22 protein-coding genes are annotated in these 22,167 nt (G+C 67.4%); 11 read left to right on the top strand and 11 right to left on the bottom strand.

Translation table 11 applies throughout. The features are described from left to right. Positions 1 to 4 precede the first annotated feature (4 nt). Positions 5 to 1,585, top strand: a complete 1,581-nt coding sequence (locus QUE68_RS10485) for an FAD-binding oxidoreductase (RefSeq protein WP_286275792.1) — start codon at positions 5 to 7, stop codon at positions 1,583 to 1,585. Continuing rightward, positions 1,582 to 2,487, top strand: coding sequence for a diacylglycerol kinase (locus tag QUE68_RS10480; protein WP_286275565.1), 906 nt, complete (start codon positions 1,582 to 1,584; stop codon positions 2,485 to 2,487). The genes QUE68_RS10485 and QUE68_RS10480 overlap by 4 nt, the downstream gene beginning before the upstream one ends. A 4-nt stretch (positions 2,488 to 2,491) precedes the next feature. Here the strand turns inward: QUE68_RS10480 and QUE68_RS10475 are convergent, their stop codons facing one another. From QUE68_RS10475 to QUE68_RS10460, 4 genes are all read right to left on the bottom strand, one after another. Beyond that, a complete protein-coding gene (locus QUE68_RS10475) occupies positions 2,492 to 3,004 on the bottom strand; it encodes a DUF3145 domain-containing protein (RefSeq protein WP_284225984.1) in 513 nt (170 codons plus the stop codon). Positions 3,005 to 3,115: 111 nt separating this feature from the next. Then, positions 3,116 to 3,940 (bottom strand): serine hydrolase domain-containing protein, encoded by an 825-nt coding sequence (locus QUE68_RS10470; RefSeq protein ID WP_286275564.1) that lies wholly within the window; start codon positions 3,938 to 3,940, stop codon positions 3,116 to 3,118. An 11-nt stretch (positions 3,941 to 3,951) separates the two neighbouring features. Next, entirely contained in the window at positions 3,952 to 4,878 is a 927-nt protein-coding gene (locus QUE68_RS10465; RefSeq protein ID WP_286275563.1) for a homocysteine S-methyltransferase family protein, read from the bottom strand. Beyond that, positions 4,875 to 5,267, bottom strand: a complete 393-nt coding sequence (locus QUE68_RS10460) for a dioxygenase family protein (RefSeq protein ID WP_286275791.1) — start codon at positions 5,265 to 5,267, stop codon at positions 4,875 to 4,877. The genes QUE68_RS10465 and QUE68_RS10460 overlap by 4 nt, the downstream gene beginning before the upstream one ends. Positions 5,268 to 5,308: 41 nt before the next feature. Here QUE68_RS10460 and QUE68_RS10455 point away from each other — a divergent pair, with 41 nt between their 5' ends. Together QUE68_RS10455 and QUE68_RS10450 are read left to right on the top strand one after the other, a co-directional pair. Next, positions 5,309 to 6,394 (top strand): S-(hydroxymethyl)mycothiol dehydrogenase, encoded by a 1,086-nt coding sequence (locus tag QUE68_RS10455; RefSeq protein ID WP_286275562.1) that lies wholly within the window; start codon positions 5,309 to 5,311, stop codon positions 6,392 to 6,394. Beyond that, entirely contained in the window at positions 6,394 to 7,023 is a 630-nt protein-coding gene (locus QUE68_RS10450) for an MBL fold metallo-hydrolase (protein WP_286275561.1), read from the top strand. Before QUE68_RS10455 ends, QUE68_RS10450 begins: the two co-directional genes overlap by 1 nt. On the opposite strand, the gene QUE68_RS10445 is transcribed toward QUE68_RS10450, so the two are convergent. Then, on the bottom strand, positions 7,020 to 7,724 hold the full coding sequence (locus QUE68_RS10445) for an SHOCT domain-containing protein (protein ID WP_284225979.1): 705 nt from the start codon (positions 7,722 to 7,724) through the stop codon (positions 7,020 to 7,022). The two genes, QUE68_RS10450 and QUE68_RS10445, sit on opposite strands and share 4 nt — an antisense overlap. Positions 7,725 to 7,772: 48 nt before the next feature. Here QUE68_RS10445 and QUE68_RS10440 point away from each other — a divergent pair, with 48 nt between their 5' ends. Beyond that, positions 7,773 to 8,861, top strand: coding sequence for a class I SAM-dependent methyltransferase (locus tag QUE68_RS10440; protein ID WP_286275560.1), 1,089 nt, complete (start codon positions 7,773 to 7,775; stop codon positions 8,859 to 8,861). 3 nt (positions 8,862 to 8,864) lie between these two features. Here the strand turns inward: QUE68_RS10440 and QUE68_RS10435 are convergent, their stop codons facing one another. Genes QUE68_RS10435 through QUE68_RS10420 form a run of 4 tightly spaced genes read right to left on the bottom strand, consistent with a single transcriptional unit; the run spans position 8,865 to position 13,727 of the window. After that, complete coding sequence (locus QUE68_RS10435) at positions 8,865 to 10,619, bottom strand: acyl-CoA dehydrogenase family protein (RefSeq protein WP_286275559.1); 1,755 nt, start codon at positions 10,617 to 10,619, stop codon at positions 8,865 to 8,867. A 10-nt stretch (positions 10,620 to 10,629) separates the two neighbouring features. Beyond that, complete coding sequence (locus QUE68_RS10430; RefSeq protein ID WP_286275558.1) at positions 10,630 to 12,123, bottom strand: Hsp70 family protein; 1,494 nt, start codon at positions 12,121 to 12,123, stop codon at positions 10,630 to 10,632. A gap of 1 nt (position 12,124) precedes the next feature. Then, positions 12,125 to 13,198: an NAD(P)H-dependent amine dehydrogenase family protein gene (locus tag QUE68_RS10425; protein ID WP_284225975.1), complete on the bottom strand. Its 1,074-nt coding sequence runs from the start codon at positions 13,196 to 13,198 to the stop codon at positions 12,125 to 12,127. A 1-nt stretch (position 13,199) separates the two neighbouring features. Continuing rightward, on the bottom strand, positions 13,200 to 13,727 hold the full coding sequence (locus tag QUE68_RS10420) for a hypothetical protein (RefSeq protein ID WP_284225974.1): 528 nt from the start codon (positions 13,725 to 13,727) through the stop codon (positions 13,200 to 13,202). 89 nt (positions 13,728 to 13,816) lie between these two features. Here QUE68_RS10420 and QUE68_RS10415 point away from each other — a divergent pair, with 89 nt between their 5' ends. Next, a complete protein-coding gene (locus tag QUE68_RS10415) occupies positions 13,817 to 14,557 on the top strand; it encodes an SDR family NAD(P)-dependent oxidoreductase (RefSeq protein WP_284225973.1) in 741 nt (246 codons plus the stop codon). A 94-nt stretch (positions 14,558 to 14,651) separates the two neighbouring features. Further along, positions 14,652 to 17,141 (top strand): glycogen/starch/alpha-glucan phosphorylase, encoded by a 2,490-nt coding sequence (locus QUE68_RS10410; protein ID WP_284225972.1) that lies wholly within the window; start codon positions 14,652 to 14,654, stop codon positions 17,139 to 17,141. A 3-nt stretch (positions 17,142 to 17,144) separates the two neighbouring features. Here QUE68_RS10410 and QUE68_RS10405 read toward each other — a convergent pair whose 3' ends face one another. Continuing rightward, complete coding sequence (locus tag QUE68_RS10405) at positions 17,145 to 17,372, bottom strand: hypothetical protein (protein ID WP_284225971.1); 228 nt, start codon at positions 17,370 to 17,372, stop codon at positions 17,145 to 17,147. Positions 17,373 to 17,459: 87 nt separating this feature from the next. Between QUE68_RS10405 and QUE68_RS10400 the strand changes: the two genes are divergently transcribed. Then, positions 17,460 to 17,735, top strand: coding sequence for a hypothetical protein (locus QUE68_RS10400; RefSeq protein ID WP_284230827.1), 276 nt, complete (start codon positions 17,460 to 17,462; stop codon positions 17,733 to 17,735). A gap of 10 nt (positions 17,736 to 17,745) precedes the next feature. Here the strand turns inward: QUE68_RS10400 and QUE68_RS10395 are convergent, their stop codons facing one another. Continuing rightward, positions 17,746 to 18,141: a DUF732 domain-containing protein gene (locus tag QUE68_RS10395; RefSeq protein WP_284225970.1), complete on the bottom strand. Its 396-nt coding sequence runs from the start codon at positions 18,139 to 18,141 to the stop codon at positions 17,746 to 17,748. 193 nt (positions 18,142 to 18,334) lie between these two features. On the opposite strand from QUE68_RS10395, the gene QUE68_RS10390 reads away from it, so the two are divergent. Genes QUE68_RS10390 through QUE68_RS10380 form a run of 3 tightly spaced genes read left to right on the top strand, consistent with a single transcriptional unit; the run spans position 18,335 to position 22,160 of the window. Continuing rightward, the gene (locus tag QUE68_RS10390) at positions 18,335 to 18,763 is read left to right on the top strand and encodes an MmpS family transport accessory protein (protein WP_284225969.1); all 429 of its coding nucleotides are present in this window, start codon (positions 18,335 to 18,337) and stop codon (positions 18,761 to 18,763) included. Then, the gene (locus tag QUE68_RS10385; protein WP_284225968.1) at positions 18,760 to 21,690 is read left to right on the top strand and encodes an MMPL/RND family transporter; all 2,931 of its coding nucleotides are present in this window, start codon (positions 18,760 to 18,762) and stop codon (positions 21,688 to 21,690) included. Before QUE68_RS10390 ends, QUE68_RS10385 begins: the two co-directional genes overlap by 4 nt. Continuing rightward, positions 21,690 to 22,160, top strand: coding sequence for a DUF5078 domain-containing protein (locus tag QUE68_RS10380; protein WP_284230825.1), 471 nt, complete (start codon positions 21,690 to 21,692; stop codon positions 22,158 to 22,160). Before QUE68_RS10385 ends, QUE68_RS10380 begins: the two co-directional genes overlap by 1 nt. Positions 22,161 to 22,167: the final 7 nt, after the last annotated feature.

Raw genomic sequence — 22,167 nt, 5'->3', positions numbered from 1 at the left:
CATGATGAAGTGGAACGCCTGGGGAGACCCGGCGGCGGCCAAGCCGCTCTCCGACGGGATTCGGACGCTCCTGGTCCAGGCCCTTGGTGTCGACCCCGTCGCGGCGCCCGAACCCCAGGCCGATCAGGTGCGCCTGCGGCCGTCGGCGCTCTCCGACGACGACCGCGCGGCGTTGGCGGCGATCGTCGGCGACGCACAGTGCACCACCGACGACCACGGCAGGCTGCTGCGCGCCGGTGGCAAGTCGACCTTGGACCTGTTGCGGCGTAACGGTTCGGACGTACAGGATGCACCCGATGCGGTACTGCTGCCCGCCGACGAAGAACAGGTGGCCCAGATTCTGCAGTGCTGCAGTCAGCGAGGCATCGCCGTCGTCCCCTTCGGTGGCGGCACCAGCGTGGTCGGTGGGCTCGATCCGCTCCGCGGTGAGTTCGGGGCCGTGGTGTCGCTGGACCTACGGCGTCTCGACCAGCTGCACTCCCTCGACGAGGTCTCCGGCGAAGCCGAACTCGGCGCGGGGGTCACGGGTCCGGATGCCGAGGAACTGCTTGCCGCGCATGGGTTCTCACTCGGTCACTTCCCCCAGAGCTTTCAGTTCGCCACCATCGGCGGCTTCGCGGCCACGCGGTCGTCGGGCCAGGATTCCGCGGGCTACGGGCGATTCGACGACATGGTCCGCGGACTGCGCGCCGTCACCCCGGCGGGAGTGCTGGACCTCGGGCGGGCCCCGGCATCTGCGGCAGGCCCGGATCTGCGGCAGCTCATCGTTGGCTCCGAAGGTGTGCTGGGCGTGATCACCCGGGTGCGGGTCCGGGTCCACCCCATCCCGGAGACGACCCGCTACGAAGCCTGGTCCTTTCCCGACTTCGCCACGGGTGCCACAGCACTGCGGGCCGTCGCGCAGAACGGAACGGGCCCCACCGTCATCCGGTTGTCGGACGAAGCCGAGACCGGCGTCAACCTCGCGACCACCGAGAACATCGGGGAACAGACGGTCACCGGCGGGTGTCTGGCGATCACCGCGTTCGAGGGCACGCCCGCCCACGCCGAGAGCAGACACCTCGAGACGCGGGCGGTGCTGGCGGCCAACGGGGGTGCGAGCCTTGGCGAGGAGCCTGCGAAGGCGTGGGAGCACGGCCGCTTCGGCGCGCCGTACCTGCGTAATTCGCTGCTCGCGGCCGGAGCCCTGTGCGAGACCCTGGAGACGGCGACGAACTGGTCGAACCTCGCGACGCTGAAGGCGGCGGTGACGGACGCGCTCACCACCGAGCTCGCCGGTACCGGCACTCCGGCACTGGTGCTGTGCCACATTTCCCATGTGTATCCGACCGGCGCCTCGCTGTACTTCACCGTCGTCGCCGGGCAGCGCGGCAACCCGATCGCGCAGTGGCGCAGGGTCAAGGCCGCGGCGTCGGAGGCAATGGTCCGTCACGGCGGCACTATCACCCATCACCACGCGGTAGGCGCCGACCACCGACCATGGATGCGCGAGGAGATTGGCGATCTCGGCGTCGAGGTGCTGCGCGCGGTGAAGGCGGTCCTCGATCCCGCCGGAATCCTCAACCCGGGCAAGCTGATTCCGTGACCGTCGGTCGTGTCACCGTGCTGACCAATCCGGCGTCGGGACACGGCAGCGCCAGTCACGCCGCGAAACGGGCGATCGCGCAACTGAACCGGCGCGGAGTCGACGTCGTGGCCATCGCGGGCACCGACGCCAACCACGCGCGCCGGCTCGTCGAGGGTGCGTTGGAGCGCGGGATGGACGCCCTCGTCGTGGTGGGCGGTGACGGCATCGTCGCGCTCGCCCTTCAGGTGCTGGCGCAGACCGACATCCCGCTCGGCATCGTCCCGGCGGGCACGGGTAACGACCACGCCCGCGAGTTCGGCATTCCGACGAACGATCCCGAGGCCGCCGCGGACGTCGTCGTCGACGGGGTGGCCGACACGGTCGACCTCGGCCGCATCCGTGGCGCCGACGGCACCGACCGCTGGTTCGGCACCGTCATGGCCGCGGGCTTCGACTCCCTGGTAACCGACCGAACCAACCGCATGCGGTGGCCCCACGGCCGGATGCGGTACAACGTCGCGATGGTCGCGGAGATCTCGAAGTTGCGGCTACTGCCGTTCCGGTTGACGTTCGACGGCGAGGAGTTGGTCACGGATCTGACGCTGGCGGCGGTCGGCAACACCCGCAGCTATGGCGGCGGGATGCTGATCTGTCCCGACGCCGACCACTCCGACGGCGAACTCGACGTCACGATGGTGCAGTCCGCCTCGCGCGCCAAGCTGATCCGCTTGTTTCCCACCGTGTTCAAGGGCACGCACGTCGAGCTCGACCAGGTGCGCACCGCGCGGGCGAAGGTCATCACCCTCGAGTGCGCGGCTTCGCCGCAGATTACGGCCTACGCCGACGGGGAGTTCGTCTGCCCGCTGCCGGTCGAGGTGACCGCGGTGCCCGGCGCGCTGAGGATCCTGCGGCCCGCGTGACCGGCTAGCCGACGCCGCGGTTCAACCAGATGAGTTCACCCGTATCGCCGCCACCGCGATAGGCCTCGAGGGCCTCGTCCCAGGCGGTGCCGAGCACGGTGTCGAGTTCGGCGGCCAGGGCGTCGGCGCCGGAGGACATGAGCCCACGCAGCCGGTTCTCCCCCACCATCACGTCGCCGTTGGCGCTCATCACGCCGCTCCACAGCCCGAGTTGCGGGGTGTGGCACCACCGATGGCCGTCGACGCCCTCGCTCGGGTCCTCGGTGACCTCGAAGCGAAGCACCGACCACGACCGCAGCGCGTTCGCCAGGGCGGCGCCGGTACCGACCGGGCCCACCCAGTTGGTGACGGCACGGAGCTGTCCAGGCATCGCGGGCTGCGGCGTCCACTTGAGGTTGGCCTTCGCCGACAGGGTCGACGAAAGGGCCCACTCCACGTGTGGACATACCGCCGCGGGCGAGGCATGGACATACACCACACCGGTGGCCGTGTCGGCGAACTGGTTCGATGCACGCATCATCTGCTCCTTCGGCTCCAAAAGGGACGTCTTCCCCGACGACCTACTAGATGCCAAGAAGTTGCAGTTGTTTCGTGCGTGTCTATTGTGCCCTGTGGGGCAGGCGTTGCGCTAGTGTGGCCCGAATTCTCTCAGCACTCCATCAGACACAGCAGGCCACCGGGGCAGCGCCCATTCGCCGAAGTCACGGTCCGTGAGCACGACCAAGGCCAGGTCAGCCACGGGATCGACCCATAGGAACGTGCCCGACTGGCCGAAGTGGCCGAACGTGTCGCCCGAGTTCAGCGACCCGGTCCAATGCGGGGACTTCCCGTCACGCAGCTCGAAACCAAGCCCCCAGTCGTTCGGGCGTTGCGTACCGTAGCCCGGCAGCACGCCCGGCAGACCGGGGAATTGCACCGACACGGCGTCGGCGTGCATGTCCGGTGACACCAGCGCGGGCCGCAACAGCTCGGCCGCGAAGAGGGCCAGGTCCGTCACCGTCGACTCGCCGCCGAATCCGGCGGCGGGCGCGCCGCCGGCCAGCGCCGACGCGGTCATGCCGAGCGGTTCGAAGACCGCCTCTGCGAGGTAGCGGTCGAACGGAATCTCCGAGGCCTCCTCCACCGCGGCGGCCAGGACGCTGAAGCCCTCGTTCGAGTAGATGCGCCGCTTGCCCGGTTCGGCGATGACGTCCGGTGATCGCATCGACAGGCCCGACGTGTGAGCCAGCAGATGGCGCACCGTCGACCCGGGTGGCCCAGCCGGCGTGTCGAGGTCGACGACGCCTTCCTCCACCGCGACCTGGACCGCGCGAGCGACCAACGGCTTGGTCACCGACGCGAGCGCGAACCGCCGACCGGTGTCACCGAACTCGGCGAGCACGCCGGCCGGGCCGGTCACCGCGGCCGCAGCAACCGGGACCGGCCAGTCGCCAAGGGCTTCGAGGGCAGACATGCCGACCGAGCCTAGTGCGCGGTGAGCCGGCGCCAGACCGCCGCCACGTGACGCGCGTCGGTGCCACAACACCCACCGAACACCGTCGCGGCGGGCAGCCGCCCGCGTAGAGCCGCGGTCGCGGCACCGAAGTCGTCGGCGTCGCCCTCGTCGAGGTCCTCCGCCTCGTCCAGCTCGGCATGGCTCCTCGCGGAGGCGTTCAACCGGAGGCCGACGATCCGCCGAAGCCACGGACCCGCATCGTCGAAGGTCGTCACGAGATGGGTGGGGTGCGCGCAGTTCACCATGAAGTAGGCGGCACCACCATCGGTCGCGTCGTCGACCAGTCCGACGGCCTCGCGCAGCGACTGCCCGGTCGCCAACCTTCCGTCGATCTCCACGGTGAACGAGACCACCGCGGGAATGCCCATCGCGACGGCGGCTCGCACGATCCCGATGGCCTCCGCGGGGTCGGCGATGGTGACGGCGGTGACCTGATCGGCGGCGGTGTCGGCGAAGGTGCGGATCTGCGGACCGTGGTAGTCCTCGGCCTCGGTGGCGGTCATGGCCTGCTCGCGTGGTCCGATGCAGCCGCTGGTGACTGCGGTGATGCCGTCGGCGGCCGCGGCCGCGCGGACCTCCTCGGCGAGCTCCATGGCCGCCCGGTTGACCCCGTCGAGACGCTCGGGCGAAAACCCAAGCCGCTCAGCCCAATCGGGGTTGGCTCGCCAGGTCGGCGATTCGACGACGAACCCCGTTCCATGCTCGCGGGCGATGTCGAGGTAGCCCGCGTAGTACCGGCGCAGCACATCGCGGGTGGCAGGCTCCTCGACAAGCGGGAACGCCGCGAAACACGGGAGTTCGATGCCGTGGTGGAACACCAGGTCGGTCTCCAGACCTCCGTCGGTGACGAACATCTGGTCGCCCGCGAGTTGAGGTAACGGCTGCGGCGCGTTCATGACAACTCGACCGATCGCTTCGCCAGACCCATCCAGAACCCGTCGACGACTTGCTTGGGCACCTGCTCGGGATCGGCCGAGGTACCGAGCGCGACGAACAGCGGCGCGAAGTGCTCGATGGTCGGGTGGGCGTACGGCATTCCGGGCGCCTTGCCGCGAAAGTCGATCAGCGCGTCGAGATCGCCTGCGTCGAAACACTCCGCAGCCCAGGCGTCGAATTCCCGCGACCAGCCCGGTGCGACGGCGTTCGGCGTCGGGTCCCAGTGCGCTGACACCACCAGAATCGCCTTCGGCCGCGGCAGCCGCGCCGACCAGCCAGCCAACTCGGACACCCACCGCTCATCCTCGACGAGCGGTGGCGCACCGTGGGACAGAAAGAGGGCGGGGATCACCGACCAAGTTTCCCACCCCGGCCGCTAGGTTGTACCCCATGAGTCAGACGGTGCGTGGTGTCATCTCTCGGTCCAAGAAGCAGCCTGTCGAGTTGGTCGACATCGTCATCCCGGACCCCGGGCCCGGTGAGGTGGTCGTCGACGTCATCGCGTGCGGGGTGTGCCACACCGACCTGACCTACCGCGAGGGCGGCATCAACGACGAGTACCCGTTCCTGCTCGGGCACGAGGCCGCGGGCACCGTCGAATCCGTCGGTGACGGCGTCACCAACGTGGAAGTCGGCGACTTCGTCATCCTCAACTGGCGCGCGGTTTGCGGACAGTGCCGGGCGTGCAAACGCGGCCGCCCCTGGTACTGCTTCGACACCCACAACGCCGCCCAGAAGATGACCCTGACCGACGGCACCGAGCTCACCCCCGCCCTCGGCATCGGGGCGTTCGCCGACAAGACGCTCGTCCACGAAGGCCAGTGCACCAAGGTCGACCCGGAAGCCGACCCCGCCGTCGCCGGCCTGCTCGGCTGCGGGGTGATGGCCGGCATCGGCGCGGCGATCAACACCGGCAACGTCGGCCGCAACGACACCGTCGCGGTCATCGGGTGCGGTGGGGTCGGAGACGCCGCGATCGCCGGCGCCGCCCTCGTCGGCGCCAAGCAGATCATCGCCGTCGACACCGACGACCAGAAGCTGAACTGGGCGCGCGACTTCGGCGCCACCCACACGATCAACGCCAAGGAGTTCGACGTCGTCGAGACCATCCAGGACCTCACCGACGGCAACGGCGTGGACGTCGTCATCGACGCGGTCGGCCGACCCGAAACCTGGAAGCAGGCGTTCTACGCCCGCGATCTGGCAGGCACCGTCGTCCTGGTCGGGGTCCCCACCCCGGACATGACCCTGGAGATGCCGCTGGTCGACTTCTTCTCCCGCGGCGGCTCGCTGAAGTCCTCCTGGTACGGCGACTGCCTGCCCGAACGCGACTTCCCCACCCTGATCAGCCTCTACCGCGAGGGCCGTCTGCCGCTGGAGAAGTTCGTCTCCGAGCGCATCGGCCTCGACGGGATCGAGGACGCGTTCCACAAGATGCACGCCGGCGAGGTCCTGCGCTCCGTGGTGATGCTGTAATGAGCGCCACCAACATCCAGCGCCTCGTCACCAGCGGCACCTTCGAACTCGACGGCGGCAGCTGGGACGTCGACAACAACATCTGGATCGTCGGCGACGACACCGACGTCGTGGTCTTCGACGCCGCCCACACCGCCGAACCCATCATCGAGGCCGTCGCGGGCCGCAACGTCGTCGCCATCGTGTGCACCCACGGCCACAACGACCACGTCACCGTCGCCCCCGAGCTCGGCAAGGCTCTCGACGCACCGGTTCTGCTCCATGCGGCCGACGACGTGCTGTGGCGGATGACCCACCCCGACGACGAGTTTCGCAATGTCGAGGACGGCCTGGTGCTGCACGCCGGCGAGGTGGAACTGCGGGCGCTGCACACCCCGGGCCACTCCCCGGGGTCGGTCTGCTGGTACGCGCCCGACCTCGGTGCGGTCTTCAGCGGTGACACCCTGTTCAGCGGTGGTCCCGGCGCGACGGGGCGGTCCTACTCCGACTTCCCCACCATCCTGGAGTCCATCTCCGGACGTCTCGGCACCCTGCCGGGCCCGACCGTCGTCTACACCGGCCACGGTGATACCACCACCATCGGCGACGAGATCGTCCACTACGACGAGTGGGTCAAGCGCGGCAGCTAGAGCTCGTCGAGCACCCGCTTCTTCTCGGCGTCGTACTCGTCCTGCGTCAGCGCGCCCGAATCACGAAGTCGGGCAAGGTTGTTGAGCTGTTCGAGCCGGATGCCCCCGCCGTCGGGCACCGCCTGGATCGACGTCGGCGCCGCCCACGCCGGTTCCGTCCGCGCCGTGCGTCTGACCCTCGATGCCCAGACCCGGGCGACGATCAGGTCGACGACGGCGAATCCGAAGACCGCCGCGAGGATCCACGGCAGGTGTCCGTAACCGCTGCCGTGGCCGAACGCGAGCGTCGGATTGAGATACGCGCTGACGTTGCCGTCGATGTCGACGTCGTAGGCACCCGCGACCGGGACGTCGAGATATCCGATGCGGACCCGGGCGTCGTTGTTCACCGTCGTCGTCGTGCCGTAGTCCTCGGTCAGCTGCACGTCGGCGCCACCCGGCCCGGTGATGCGGTACTTCAGGGGCGGCACGGGCAGGTTGTTACCGCTGCCGCCGATGAGCACGGTGTGGAAGGTGACGGTCACCTCGCCCGCGGGGAGCTCGACGCTGCTCGCGCCGGGGATGGGCACCTCCCCGTAGGCGTCGTACTCGTCGAACACGAAGGCGTTGAGGATCAGCATGACGACGAACCCGATCGCGGCGGCGATCATCGTGAACACCGCGAAGAACGTCAGCAACCGCGGCCCCGTCCGGCTCTTCATGATCGCAGTCTGTCACGTCGATCGACGTGAGGGGTTACCGTTTGCGGTATGCCCGAATCGAGCATCGTCGTGCGGCCCGAGCCGATGGACAGTGCCTCCTACACCGCAGCGTCGCGCCTGCAGGCAGCCGGATTACGTCCGGCGATAACACTTTTCGAACAGTCGGCCGCCGTGGTCCCCATCCCCCGCTCACCGCGGCCGATCGTCATCGCCGACTACGGCGCGTCGACGGGGCACAACTCGATGCTGCCGATTGGGGCGGCGATCGCCGTGCTGCGCAGTCGGACTCGCACCGAGCACTCCATCCTGGTGACTCATACCGATGTCCCCGACAACGACTTCACCGCGCTGTTCCGCACGCTGAGCGACGACCCAGACACCTATTTGAGGAAGGACGGTAAGGCGTTCGCCTCCGCCATCGGGCGGTCGTTCTACTCTCAGATCCTGCCGTCGGACAGCGTCAACCTTGGCTGGTCGTCGTGGGCCATCCAGTGGTTGTCCGAGGCTCCGCGACCGGTGCCCGACCATGTCCAGGTCGCCTACAGCGGGGACGACGCGATCCGGGCGGCCTATGCGCGGCAGGCGGCCCGCGACTGGCACGAGTTCGTCGCGTTCCGCGGCCGCGAACTGGCTCCCGGGGGCCGGCTGGTGGTGATGACGATGGCGATTGGCGACGATGGCGAGTTCGGTTACCGCCCACTGCTCGCCGCGATGGTGGCGACGCTGGGCGAATTGGTCGCCACGGGGCTGGTGACCGCCGACGAACGGCGCGGGATGTCCATTCCGACCGTCGGGCGTCGGGCCGGTGACTTCCTTGCGCCGTTCGCGCCGTCGGGGACCTTCGAGAAGTCGTCGATCGCTCACCTCGACGTGTTCGACGCCGAGGACCGCTTCTACGACCAGTACCGGGTGGACAAGGACGCGGAGGCCTTCGGCGCGCGGTGGGCGGAGTTCTCCCGGGCGTCGGTGTTCCCGACGCTGGCCGCCGCCTTGGCCGGTGGTCGCGACGAGGAACGGCGGGGCCGGTTCTTCGACGCGTTGGAGGCGGGTATTGCGACCAGGTTGGCCGCCGACCCCCAGCGCATGCAGATCCCGCTGGCCCAGGTCATCATCGAGAAGCGGGCGCACGCCAACTGACGGTCAGGGCGCCATCTCGTAGGCGCCGTCGTAGGCCTTGACGCGTTCCCACACCCGATCGAAGCGGGCGGCGTCGGGCACCGGCTTGCGGACCGCCGCCAGTGCCCAATCCTGTTGCGCCTGCGTCGAGGTCGGCTTGCCTTGCAGCGCAATGGCATAGGCGTTGAAGTCGTTGATCTGAAAGCCGAAGATCTGGTCGACGATATCGTCGTCGAGGCCGGTGAGGGCGGCCTGCTCGAGGATCAGCTGGCCGTACACGATCAGCGAGAAGAGGTGCCCCACGTTGAGCAGGAAGTCCAGGTCCTTGGCCTGGTCGGCGTCCGGCGCAGCCGTCAGCAGCAAGTCCCGGAACGACTGCGCCTGTTCGTAGAACCGCGCGACGTTCGGAATCCGGGTGTGGCTCTCGTAGGCGGGAGTCCAGTCGGCGAACTGGATGGCACCCGCGCCGCGGGTCGGTCCCTGATTCCAGAAGAACGTGTCGTCGGCGGCGTCGTTGCGGGTCGGGAGCTCCGGATACTCGGTGGGATTGAGCATGTAGTTCGGCATGAACTTCAACACCAGACCAACGTTGACGTGCACCGTGCCCTCCAAGCGGGGCAGGCATCCGATGAGCTGGGCGACCTCGCGGAACATGGTGTTCTTCTCGTAGCCCTTGGCGGCGATCACGTCGTGCAGCGAGCGCATCACGGTCTCGCCCTCCATCGTGACCTTGGCCTTGGTCATCGGATTGAACAGCAGGTAGCGCCGGTCCTCCAGGCTGGCGCTGCGGAAGTAGTCGACGGCGCGTCGACTGAACGCCTTCATGGCGATCATCCGTGAGTAGGCGTCGACGAAGTTGACCCGGACGTGTCCGAAGTCGGTGACCGGGTTGCCGTACAGAATGCGGTTCTGCGCGTGGGTGATTGCCTCGTAGAAGGCGTGTTCGCACATGCCGATCGACGAGGAGCACAGGTTGAACTTCCCGACGTTGACCGTGTTCAGCGCGGCACTGAAGGCTTCGACACCGGTGTGCAGGATGTCCTCCGCCCGCACCGGGTAGTTCTCCAGCCGGAACGTGCTCACGTAGATCTGCATGTGCACGACGTTGTCGATCAGGTGGTAGTTCTCATGGCGGCTGTCGGCGGCGAAGAAGACGTATCCGTCGTGGCCGTCGACGTCGCCGCGGCGGCCGAAGACCGACACCAGGCTGGCGACGTTGCCGTTGCCGATGTAGTACTTCTCCCCCGAGGCGCGGTACAGGATGCCGTCGGCCTGGTCCTCCGGGCTGGCGGGTGTCAGCACCATGTCGGTGCTGTAGACGTCGGCGCCGTGCTCGCGCTCGGACAGCCCGAACGCCATCACTTCCCCGGCCTCGAGGTCGTCCGCCGCCCTGAGCTTGGCGTCCTTGTTCTCGCTCTGCCAGACCGGCCCAAGACCGAGGATGGTGACCTGCTCGGTGTACCAGTACGTCAGTCCGTAGAAGCCGAGAATCTCGGCGAGCGCGGCGTTGCGCGCGCCGTCCCAGCGCTTGTCGGGGTTGCCATCGGCGAACTCCGACGGGGTGAGGAAGGTGGCGAACACCTTCTCCCGCTTGACGAAGTCGACGAACTCTCCCGGCCACTGCGCCTTGAGGTCGTCGTCGAGGATGCGTTTCTTCCCTTGACCCTCGAAGAAGTCGATGGTGGCGCGCAGCAGTCTGCGGGTCTCGGCGTCGAACTCCCGAGGGTCGTAGGTGTTCGGATCGAAGAGGAGGCCGTCCCCGGTTGGTACGGAAGTCATGGCTTGCAGCCTAGGGCTGGGCCGGTTGGATCGGTGCCGGAACGAACGGCAGACCGGGGATGGTTTGGTACGGCAGCGTCGGGATGATCGGCGCCTGCGTGCTCGGCGGCGCCTGCGTGCTCGGCGGCGGCGGCGTCTCGGTCACGGTCATGGTCGGCGGTGGCTCCGTGGTCGTCGCCGGGGGTGGCGGCGCTTCCGAGGCGGCTGGTGGTGGTGGTTGCTGGGTCACCGTCACGACGGGCGGCGGGGCCTGCTGGACGACGGGCGGGCCGTCCTGCGTGGGAACCGGCGGTGCCTCCGAACTGGGCTCGGGAGCAGGCGGCGGCGCCGACTCCGCGGTCGTCGTCGGCGGTGGTGTCGTTGCCGGAGTTGGGGATTCGTCGTTGCGGAGCAGGTAGAAGAGGGCTGCGCACACCACCAGCAACAGGGCGAGCGCGCCGATGGCGACCATCCCGACGGGGCGGCGGTACCACGGCACGGGCGCCTCGGTCTCGGCGTCGTCGTCGCGATCGGCCGCCAACTCCGGCTGCGCGGAGGTGATGACGGGGACCCGCAGATGCTCCGACAACGACGTCACGAGCAGCGGAATGCGCGCCCCGCCCCCGACTGCGGCCACCGCGGCGAGGTCACCAGCACGAATACCATTACGCTGCAATGCTTCTCGCACACCGGCGATCAGGCCGTCCAGTGCCGGCCGGATCGCGTCGTCGAGTTCGGTGCGGGTGACGCGCACCTCGGTGCGATGACCCGGCACTTCAACGGCGAACGAGGTGACCGACGACGTCGACAGGCGCTCCTTGGCCACCCGGCACTGGCCGCGCAGGCGACTCAGGGATCCGATGGCCGACGTCCCGGTCAGATCGACCGCGTCGGAGGTCGCCAGGTCACCGACCACCCGACTCAGAAGGGCCTGGTCGACGAGGTCACCGGAGAAGTCGGGGTGGCGGACGGTCGGGCCGACGGGCTGAAATCCGCGGGCGGCGTCGGCGAGGGTGACGCTGGCGCCGGTGCCACCCACGTCGCACAGCGCGATGATTCCCCGCGACGGGACGCCAGGATCGGCCTGCAACGCGGTGAGCGACGCGACCGCGTCCGACGACAGCCGAGCCCCGCGAAGGTCGGGCTGGGTGGCGAGCGCGCCCCGCAGGGCGTCGACGGCGGCCGGCCGCCAATGGGCCGGATGGGTGACGGCGACCGCCTCGGCGGGCGGTCGACCCCCGGTCAGGGCGTCCAGCAGCGAACGAAGCGCCTCGGCGAGGAGCGCTTCGGCGCGGTGCGACGACCCGTCCGAGGCAACGATGGCCACTGGATCGCCGACGCGGTCGACGAAGTCGGTGAGGATCAACCCGCGTTCGACGAGGTTCGGGTTCTCGCTGGGTACGCCCACCTCGGCGGGCCGGTGCGGGTACAGGGTGAGCACCGGGGACCGGGTCACCGCCGACCGCCCGACGGCCACCGCCCGCAAAGCGGTAGCGCCGACCGAGAGACCTATTCCTTCTGCCACGTCATCGAATTGTGCCCTGCCCAGCAATCAGGGGTAGATCCAGAGGGGTCACCCAGCCCGGCGGCAGGTCGTTGACGGCGGGCACCGCGTTGAGCGCGCGCAACCCCGTGGCGAGGCAACCGGCCGCGGCGGCGTCGCGCCCGGAGCCGTCGGTGAACCGGAACGCGGTCTCCTGGAAGATGCTCGGCGTGCCCTCGATGTCGACCCGGTAGACGTCGTTGTCGTTGCCCGACGGCCAGTCCGGGGCGGCGTCGGCACCGATCCTGTTGACGTGCTCCAGCTGGATGCGGGTCTCGCCCTTGAAGACACCGTTGATGGTGAAGCGCACGGCGGCGACGTTTCCGGGGGCGATGACACCCTTCACCGTCTTGCGCTCATCCGGTGTCACCCACTTGTCCCAGGTGGTCGTGATCTCGTCGAGCTGGATGCCTGCGGCATGCGCGATCATCGGAACCGTTGCGCCCCACGCGAAGATGAGGATGTCCGGCGTCTCCAGCAGCGGCCGGTGCTCGGGCGGCCTGCCGATGCCCATCTCGAACTCGTAGTCACCCTCGTAATTGGTGTAGTCGAGCAATTCCGACGCCCGGACCGTCCGGATCTCCGAACACAGGCCCATCAACGTCATCGGAAACAGGTCGTTGGCGAAGCCGGGATCGATCCCCGTCGTGAAGCACGACGACCCGCCCGCCTCGCAGGCGTCGGTGATCGGCTGGATCCACGACGGTGGGTTGAGATGCATCGCCGGCCACACCCACGGTGTCATCGACGTCGAGCAGACGTCGATCCCCGCCCGCAGGAACCGGGTCAGGAGCGCGATGTTGTCGTCGGCATGCGCGGCCGTCGGCCCGTAGTGCACGACGGCGTCGGGCTTCAGCGCGATGAGCGCGTCGACGTCGTCGGTGGCGGCGAGGCCGATCGGGCCGCCGAGCCCGCAGATCTCACCGACGTCGCGACCCACCTTCTCCGGGTTGCTCACACCGACCCCGACGAGGTCGAACAACGGGTGTTTCACGATCTCGGCGATCACCATCCGGCCGACGAAACCAGTGCCCCAGACCACCACGCGCTTGGTCATGTCAGAAGCACCGCTTCAGGCCGCCGGGCTCGCAGTACAGCGGATACCGTTCGACCGGGATGGGCAGCGGCCTGGCGAACGCGAGCGTGAACGGCGAGTTGACGACCTTCGCGGTGACCTGGCCGTTGCAGACGTTGCTGTTGCTCACCGAGCGCGTGCCGGTCAGCGTGACGTCGTCGAATTCGTAGGTCTCCTGGATCGGCGCCGTGCTGCCGTCGGGACACGTCATGCCGTCCTTGATGTTGGTGGAGAACATCCACTGCCCGCCGGTCAGCCGGGCGTCCCCGCCGCTGACCCTGGCCGAGGACGGCGCGACGTGCAGCCGGCACGCGACCGGGAGCTCGAGGTTGTCGCGCAGGTCGCCGACGGTGGGAACGCAACTCGGATAGATCGTCCACTCCTCGTGCACGTCACCCTGGTCGTAGCTATAGATGCCCTGCATGACCTGGTCCGCGTGGGCCGGGCCGGCGAGCCCGAAGGCCGAACCCATCATGATCGTCGCGACGGCGAGCACTCGGGCGGTCGTCATGCCCCGAGTATCGCAGTGCCGTCGACCGGAGTCACGGCTTTGCCCGACGCGGCGGCGCTGGAGTCACCGTGGCGTGAGAGGGTCGATCGATGAATGCACTCGAGGGCAAGGTCGCGCTAATCACCGGGGCGTCGGCGGGGCTGGGTGCCGCCACGGCGCGGCTGTTCGCCGAACGTGGCGCCTCGGTGTTCGGGATCGCCCGGGACGCCGAGCGGATGGCCGAGGTATTCGCCGACGTGCCCGGCGGAAGGTACGCCTCGGTGGACGTCACCACGCCCGCGGCGTGCAAAGCAGCTGTGGCTGAATGCATTTCGGCGTTCGGCCGGCTCGACGTGCTGGTGAACGTGGCGGGCTTCCACCAGATGCGGCACACCACCACCATGTCGGATGAGGACTGGGACCGAGACCTGGCGGTGAACCTGAACGGCCCGTTCTACCTGTGCCGCGCGGCGTTGCCGCATCTGCTCGAGGTGGGCGGCAACATCGTCAACGTCGCCTCCATCGCCGGCGTCGAGGGTGAGGTCTACTCGGCCGGCTACTGCGCCGCCAAGCACGGGCTGGTCGGGCTGACCCGCGCGCTGGCGGTCGAGTTCACCAAGAACGAGCTGCGGGTCAACGTGATCTGCCCGGGTGGCATGCCCACGGCGCAGACCACCGAGTTCGAGGCGCCGGAGAACGCCGACTGGGATCTGATCATGCGGATTGCCTCACCCCGGGGCTTCATGGCGACCGAGGACGTGGCCAGGTCCATCGCGTTCGTGGCCGGTGACGACGCCGCCGCGATCCACGGCGCGGTGATCCGCGTGGACAACGGCAAGGGTGCTGGGTGATCGGCCGGCGCCGCAACTCCTCGGTGGCGGGGCGTTCATCGCGCCGTCGTGCACTGCGAATGCGCCGTGCACGCGTAGCTGCCACAATCGCGCGGTGACCGACGTCGTGAACTCAGCTGCCGCAGAAGCCTCTCATCTCCGCTCCGGATTGGACGCGGACGACCTGCGCGAAGCCATCTCCGATCACCTGCGGTACTCGATCGGCCGCCCGGCCGCTGCGCTGCGGCCCGACCACTACTACCGGGCGCTGGCGCTCGCCGTGCGGGACCGGATGCAGGACAACCGCGTCGCCTCCACCCAGCAGTCCCTGGACCAGCAGGCGAAGGTCACGTGCTATCTCTCGGCGGAGTTCCTGATGGGGCCGCAGCTGGGCAATAACCTCCTGAACCTGCAGATCGAGGATGCCGCCCGGACGGCGCTGAGCTCACTTGGCCAGGACTACGACGAGGTGCTCGCCTGTGAGCCCGAACCGGGGCTGGGCAACGGTGGTCTCGGCCGGCTAGCCGCGTGCTATCTGGACTCGCTGGCCACGCTCGAGCGGCCGGCGATCGGCTACGGCATCCGCTACGAGTTCGGCATCTTCAAGCAGGACTTCAACGACGGCTGGCAGGTCGAGCTGACCGACAACTGGCTGGCGAACGGAAACCCTTGGGAGATCGCCAAACCCGACGTCAACTACCTCGTCAACTGGGGTGGCCATACCGAGCACTACATCGACGACACCGGCGCCTACCGCATTCGCTGGGTGCCCAAGCAGGTGATCAAGGGCGTCGCCTACGACACCCCGATCCAGGGCTATGGCGTGCACACCTGCAACGTGCTGACCCTCTGGAGCGCGCGGGCCGTCGAGTCGTTCGCGTTGGACGCCTTCAACACCGGTGACTACTACAAGGCGGTCGAATCGGAGGTCACCTCGGAGACCGTCACCAAGGTGCTGTACCCGAACGACGAACCGGAGGCGGGCAAGCGGCTTCGGCTCCTGCAGCAGTACTTCTTCGTGTCGTGCTCGCTGCAACACGTGGTGCACATCATGGATGACCTCGCCGACGTTTCTCTGCATGAGCTTCCCAAGCGATTCGCGTTGCAGCTCAACGACACTCATCCGTCGATCGGCGTCGCCGAGCTGATGCGGATCCTGGTCGACGAGCGTCGGCTCGACTGGAACGACGCCTGGGCCATCACCGTGGCGACCTTCGGCTACACCAATCACACCCTGCTCCCCGAGGCGCTGGAGAAGTGGCCGCTCGGTCTGTTCGGCGAATCGCTGCCGCGGCACCTGGAGATCATCTACGAGATCAACAGTCGCTTCCTCGACGAGGTGCGGGCCCGCTTCCCCGGTGACGTCGAGCGGGTGCGGCGGATGTCGCTGATCGGCGACGACGGCGGCCAGACGGTGCGGATGGCCTACCTCGCCACCGTCGGCAGCCACGCGATCAACGGTGTCGCGGCACTGCACTCGGATCTGCTGAAGGCCAGCGTGCTCAAGGACTTCTACGAGCTGTGGCCGGAGCGCTTCTCCAACAAGACCAACGGCGTCACGCCGCGACGGTTCCTGGCGCTGTCCAACCCGGGTCTGCGCGGGTTGCTCGACAGCACGATCGGTGACGGTTGGCTGACCGACCTGGACCGGTTGCGCGGACTGGAAGCCTTTGTCGACGACTCCGAGTTCCGGCAGCAGTGGCGAGAGGTCAAGCGCGCCAACAAGGCTCGACTCTCGGACTTCCTGTTGGCGTCGACCGGGGTGCAGTTGGATCCGACGTGGATGTTCGACATCCAGGTCAAGCGCATCCACGAGTACAAGCGCCAACACCTGTCGGTCCTGCACATCATCAGGCAGTACTTCCGGCTCAAGATGGACCCCACCCTCGAGGTCGCGCCCCGTGCGTACGTCTTCGGCGGAAAGGCCGCGCCCGGCTACTTCATGGCCAAGCGCATCATCAAGCTGATCAACGCGGTCGGCGACATGGTGAACGACGATCCGGACGTCAACAAGTTCATGAAGGTCGTCTTCGTGCCGAACTTCAACGTGCAGAACGCCCACCTGATCTACCCCGCGGCGAATCTGTCCGAGCAGATCTCGACCGCGGGCAAGGAGGCGTCGGGCACCGGCAACATGAAGTTCATGCTCAACGGCGCGCTGACCATCGGCACGCTCGACGGCGCCAACGTCGAGATTCGCGAAGAGGCCGGACCCGAGAACTTCTTCCTGTTCGGCTTGACCGAATCAGAGGTCGAACAGCTCAAGCGCGACGGCTACCGGCCCGGTGACTACGTCGACGGTGACGACGAGCTGAAGGCCATCCTCGGACTGATCTCCTCGGGGCAGTTCTCCCACGGGGACACGGAGGTGTTCCGCCCACTGGTGGACAACCTTCTGCACGACGACCCCTTCCTCGTCCTGGCGGACTACCGGGCGTACGTGGACTGCCAGGACGAGGTCGCCGCAGCGTGGCAGGACAGGGACACCTGGTCGCGGATGTCGATCCTCAACACCGCACGCAGTGGAAAGTTCTCCTCCGACCGGGCCATCACCCAGTACTGCGACGACATCTGGAACGTGGGGCCGGTGCCCGTCGAGATCTGACGGTCAGGAGCACAGCGGCGTCAGCCCGGAGTAGAACCGCACCCCGGCCGGACATCCCGGCGCCACGGGTGGCCGCGGGTTCCAGGCGTGCACCACGATCGGGTTGAGCAGCCGGGTGCCCTGCGCCACGGGCGCATCACCGGCGATGAAGCACTTCGCCATCGCGTAGGTGGTGGCGTCGGCCGGGTCTGCGACCGCGTGGCCGGGGACGGCGAATGGCGAGTGCGGCACCCCGCGCGGTACCCCAACCGGTTGGCGATGAAGTAGCGTGGTTATGTCTGCTAAGTATTCGATTTCGCCAACGCTGGAGCCATGCCGATGACCTCGTTCAAGTCCGCTCTGTCCGTCGTCGCGGTCGCTGCCGGTCTGTCCGCAGCAGTGCTCGGCGTTGGCTCCTCGGTGGCGCTCGCCGATCCTCCGCCACCCGCACCGGGTCAAGGTGAGGTGCCGCCGCCCAATGCGCCGCGGAAGACCGCCGAATTCTGGGACGGCGAGCCCGTGGTGTGGACCTCGATGTGGGGCGGCCGGTGGGGGGTCTGGAAGAACGGTCAGTTCCTGACCCTGTCGTCGAACATCAACACCGGCGGCGGCTAGCCGGACTGCGTCAGCCCTGTTCGGCGGGCAGTGGTGCGCCGACGGGAGCGTTCGTCACCTGTGGCACGCCGGCCAGGTTGTCCACCACCGGGCGCTGGTCAGGGCAGTAGTAGTTGATGCCCGCCGAGAGGAATTGGTATATCGCCTGCTCGGAGGTACCCCGGGCAAGGTTCGTCTTCAGGAACACGGCAGCCTCGGCGGCGTTGGCATCCAACCCCGTCCGCAACCGCTTGCACTGGATCTTGCCGATCCACGCGTTGTAGTCCTTGGGCCCGTAGATGCCGTAGACGTGGAGTTCGTTCGCGAAATCGGTGTCCGGGTCCGCCTGGGCCGGCGCCGCTGCGAACGCGCCAAGGGCGACGGCGGCGAATGCCGCAGCGAGTCCATTTCGCAAGAGAGCCTTCATGTCCGGATCCTATCGTCGATCTCGAAGATGTTGTGCGAGTAGCTGTTTGGAGCCAGCTGAGTCACAGGGCGGAGCGGTTGTGCTCGACGTCACGCCCAAACGGTCATTTGGTCACACGTCGCGGTTATCCACAATACAGTTATATGGGCTAATCTCTCATTTCAATCTCAGGTAGCCGTTGTGGGTAGGGGTTATGACCAAGGTTTTGCGTAGAGCATGGATCCCCATCGTGATCATCATCGTGGTGGTGGTCGCCGGGTTCACCGTGCATCGCGTCCGCACCTTCTTCGGCGCCGAGGGAATCCTGGTCACGCCGAAGAACTTCGCCGACGACGCCGAACCGTTCAACCCCAAGGTCGTCAAGTACGAGATCTTCGGTTCGGGCAGCTACGCCGACATCAACTACCTCGACCTGGATTCCAAGCCGGTCCGGGTCGACGGCGCCGCCCTGCCCTGGTCGATGACGCTGAGCACGACCGCGCCCTCGGTCCTTCCGAACATCGTCGCGCAGGGTGACGGGAGCGCCATCTCGTGCCGCATCACCGTCGATGACGAGGTCAAGGACGAGAGGACCACCGACGGCGTCAACGCCCAGACCTTCTGCCTGGTGAAGAACGCATGACGCCCCCCGATCACCGCGCGCCCGACTACGAGCCCACGACGGACGCCATCGCGACCGCCACGCCCCCCTCAGAGCAGGTACGCCACCGCCTCCCCCGGCTGATCCGCACCCTGGCGCTGCCCATCATCCTGGGCTGGATCGTCATCATCGCCCTCGGCAACGTGCTGGTACCCCAGCTCGAAGAGGTCGGCAAGATGCGGACCGTGTCGATGAGCCCCAACGACGCGCCGTCGGTGATCTCGATGCAGCACATCGGCGCCACGTTCGAGGAGTTCAAGTCCAACAGCTCGGCCATGATCGTGCTGGAGAGCGACCAGCCGCTGGGTGACGAGGCGCACGCGTTCTACGACGGGTTGGTCCGCAAGCTCGAGGCCGATCCCAAGCACGTCGAACACGTCCAGGACTTCTGGAGTGACCCGCTGACCGCGGCGGGCTCCCAGAGCAATGACGGCAAGGCGATGTACTTCCAGGTCTACCTGGCGGGCAATCAGGGCGAGACCTTGGCCAACGAGTCCGTCGAGGCCGTGCAGAAGCTCGTCGCCGACACACCGTTGCCACCAGGCCTCAAGGCCTACGTCACGGGACCCGCCGCCCTGCAGGCCGATCAGACGATCGCCGGTGACCGAAGCCTTCGGCTCATCGAGACGGTGACCATCGGCATCATCCTGGTCATGCTGCTGCTGGTGTACCGATCGATCGTCACGGTGTTGATCGTGCTGGTCATGGTGGTCCTCGAACTGGCAGCGGCCCGTGGCATCGTCGCCTTCCTCGGCTTCCACGACGTCATCGGTCTGTCGACCTTCGCCACCAACCTGCTCGTCACGTTGGCGATCGCCGCGGCAACGGACTACGCGATCTTCCTGATAGGTCGATATCAGGAGGCCCGAAGTGTGGGTGAGAGCCGAGAAGACGCCTACCACACGATGTTCAACGGCACGGCGCACGTCGTGCTGGGCTCCGGCCTGACGATCGCCGGCGCCACGTTCTGCTTGAGCTTCACGCGCTTGCCCTACTTCCAGACCCTCGGCGTTCCGTTGGCCATCGGCATGATCGTCGTCGTCCTCTGCGCGTTGACCCTCGGGCCCGCAGTGGTGACGATCGCCAGCAAGTTCGGGTTGCTCGAACCAAAGCGGGCCATGCGCACCAGGGGCTGGCGCAAGATCGGCGCCCTCGTCGTGCGGTGGCCGGGACCGGTCCTGGTGGCGACGATCGCGCTGAGCCTGGTGGGCCTGCTGACCCTGCCCGGATACAAGACGAACTACAACGACCGCGATTATCTGCCTGCCGACCTCCCGGCCAACGAGGGTTACGCGGCGGCCGATCGCCACTTCTCTCAAGCCCGGATGAACCCCGAGCTGATGATGATCGAGAGCGATCACGACCTCCGCAACTCGGCCGACTTCCTGGTGCTGGACAAGATCGCCAAGGCGGTGTTCCGGACCCCGGGAATCGGGCGCGTGCAGACGATCACCCGGCCGCTGGGCACCCCGATCGAGCACACCTCGATCCCGTTCCAGATCAGCATGCAGGGCACCACGCAGCAGATGAACCTGAAGTATCAACAGGATTCGTTCGCCAGCATGCTCAAGCAGGCCGACGAGATGCAGGGCATGATCGAGAATCTCGAACGCATGCTGGTGCTGATGGACCAACTCAACAAGGTCACTCACGACCTGACGGCCAAGACCAAGGAAACCGTCGCCACCACCAACGAGCTGCGCGACCACATCGCGGACTTCGACGACTTCTTCCGGCCCATCCGCTCCTATCTGTACTGGGAGCCGCACTGCTACGACATCCCGCTCTGCTGGGCGACGCGATCGATCTTCGACACCCTCGACGGCATCGATGCCCTGAGTGATCAGCTCGGCGGCCTCGTCGTGAACCTCGACGAGCTGGACAAGCTGATGCCTCAGCTGAGTGCCTCGCTGCCGCCGATGCTCGCGACGATGAAGTCGATGAAGACCATGATGCTGACGATGTACCAGACCCAAAAGGGCATGTCAGACCAGATGGCGGCGATGCAGGAGAACTCGACCGCGATGGGTGAGGCGTTCGACGCCTCCAAGAACGACGACTCGTTCTACCTGCCGCCGGAGATCTTCGACAACGCCGAGTTCAAGAAGGGCATGAAGAACTTCATCTCGCCCGACGGGCACTCGGCGCGGTTCATCATCAGCCACGAGGGCGATCCGATGAGCGAGGAAGGCATCGCGCACATCGATGCCATCAAGCAGTCGGCCAAGGAGGCCATCAAGGGCACTCCGCTGGAGGGTTCGAAGATCTACCTCGCGGGCACCGCGGCGACGTTCAAGGACATGGCCGACGGCAACGCCTGGGACCTGCTGATCGCCGGCATCGCCTCGCTGGCCCTGATCTTCATCATCATGCTGCTCATCACGCGGGCCGTAGTCGCGTCCGCGGTGATCGTGGGAACGGTGATCCTGTCCCTCGGCGCCTCGCTCGGGTTGTCCGTCCTCATCTGGCAGCACCTGCTTGGCCTGGAGCTGCACTGGATGGTCGCGGCCATGTCGGTGATCATCCTGTTGGCCGTCGGCGCTGACTACAACCTGTTGCTGGTGTCGCGGTTCAAGGAGGAGATCCACGCCGGGCTCAACACGGGCATCATCAGGTCGATGGGCGGTACCGGATCCGTCGTGACGTCGGCGGGACTGGTGTTCGCGTTCACCATGATGTCGATGGCGGTGAGTGAGCTGGCCGTCATCGGTCAGGTCGGCACGACGATCGGCCTGGGCCTGCTGTTCGACACCCTGGTGGTCCGGTCGTTCATGACGCCCGCCATCGCCGCGATGCTCGGCAAGTGGTTCTGGTGGCCGACGCACGTCCGGCAACGACCCAAGCCCGAACCGTGGCCGACCCCGGTCCACGCCGAGACCGCTCCACCCGTCCGAGGAGAGAGTTCATGATGAAGTCCCTACGCACCATCGCGCTCCGGGGCGGCTTGGCCGTGGCCGCATGTGGGTTCGTCGCGACGACCTTGGCCGGCACGGCCGCGGCCGACGCGACCGACGACTTCCCGATCCCCCACCGGATCATCATCACCACCTGTGACACCGAGCAGTACCTGCAGGCCGCGCGGGACACCAGCCCGGTGTACTTCGAGCGGTACATGATCGACCGGAGCAACCGCCCCGCCGACGTCCAGCAGCAGGCGTTCGACCGCATCCACTGGTTCTTCTCGCTGGACCCGGTCGCCCGACGCCAGTACTCCGAGAACACCGCCACGAACGTCTACTACGAGAACGTGGCCACGCACTGGGGCAACTGGGCCAAGGTGTTCTTCAACAACAAGGGCGTGGTCGCCAAGGCCACCGACGTGTGCATGAACTATCCCCGCGGCGACATGTCCGTCTGGGACTGGCCCGTAGCGCGCTAGTCAGCTC

The organism is Mycolicibacterium sp. TUM20985 (genome assembly GCF_030295745.1).
GTDB lineage: Bacteria > Actinomycetota > Actinomycetes > Mycobacteriales > Mycobacteriaceae > Mycobacterium.
The sequence above is the reverse complement of the archived record's forward strand: the minus strand, read 5'-3'. Positions and strand labels throughout refer to the sequence as shown.

Bases quoted from the DNA above. Each gene is read 5' to 3' on its own strand.
- QUE68_RS10385 (WP_284225968.1), top strand. From the start codon at position 18,760: ATGACGCCCCCCGATCACCGCGCGCCCGACTACGAGCCCACGACGGAC.
- QUE68_RS10400 (WP_284230827.1), top strand. From the start codon at position 17,460: ATGACCTCGTTCAAGTCCGCTCTGTCCGTCGTCGCGGTCGCTGCCGGT.
- QUE68_RS10455 (WP_286275562.1), top strand. From the start codon at position 5,309: ATGAGTCAGACGGTGCGTGGTGTCATCTCTCGGTCCAAGAAGCAGCCT.
- QUE68_RS10435 (WP_286275559.1), bottom strand. From the start codon at position 10,619: ATGACTTCCGTACCAACCGGGGACGGCCTCCTCTTCGATCCGAACACC.
- QUE68_RS10445 (WP_284225979.1), bottom strand. From the start codon at position 7,724: ATGAAGAGCCGGACGGGGCCGCGGTTGCTGACGTTCTTCGCGGTGTTC.
- QUE68_RS10465 (WP_286275563.1), bottom strand. From the start codon at position 4,878: ATGAACGCGCCGCAGCCGTTACCTCAACTCGCGGGCGACCAGATGTTC.
- QUE68_RS10420 (WP_284225974.1), bottom strand. From the start codon at position 13,727: ATGACGACCGCCCGAGTGCTCGCCGTCGCGACGATCATGATGGGTTCG.
- QUE68_RS10415 (WP_284225973.1), top strand. From the start codon at position 13,817: ATGAATGCACTCGAGGGCAAGGTCGCGCTAATCACCGGGGCGTCGGCG.
- QUE68_RS10425 (WP_284225975.1), bottom strand. From the start codon at position 13,198: ATGACCAAGCGCGTGGTGGTCTGGGGCACTGGTTTCGTCGGCCGGATG.
- QUE68_RS10440 (WP_286275560.1), top strand. From the start codon at position 7,773: ATGCCCGAATCGAGCATCGTCGTGCGGCCCGAGCCGATGGACAGTGCC.
- QUE68_RS10475 (WP_284225984.1), bottom strand. From the start codon at position 3,004: ATGCGTGCATCGAACCAGTTCGCCGACACGGCCACCGGTGTGGTGTAT.
- QUE68_RS10485 (WP_286275792.1), top strand. From the start codon at position 5: ATGAAGTGGAACGCCTGGGGAGACCCGGCGGCGGCCAAGCCGCTCTCC.
- QUE68_RS10380 (WP_284230825.1), top strand. From the start codon at position 21,690: ATGAAGTCCCTACGCACCATCGCGCTCCGGGGCGGCTTGGCCGTGGCC.
- QUE68_RS10390 (WP_284225969.1), top strand. From the start codon at position 18,335: ATGACCAAGGTTTTGCGTAGAGCATGGATCCCCATCGTGATCATCATC.
- QUE68_RS10395 (WP_284225970.1), bottom strand. From the start codon at position 18,141: ATGAAGGCTCTCTTGCGAAATGGACTCGCTGCGGCATTCGCCGCCGTC.
- QUE68_RS10450 (WP_286275561.1), top strand. From the start codon at position 6,394: ATGAGCGCCACCAACATCCAGCGCCTCGTCACCAGCGGCACCTTCGAA.
- QUE68_RS10470 (WP_286275564.1), bottom strand. From the start codon at position 3,940: ATGTCTGCCCTCGAAGCCCTTGGCGACTGGCCGGTCCCGGTTGCTGCG.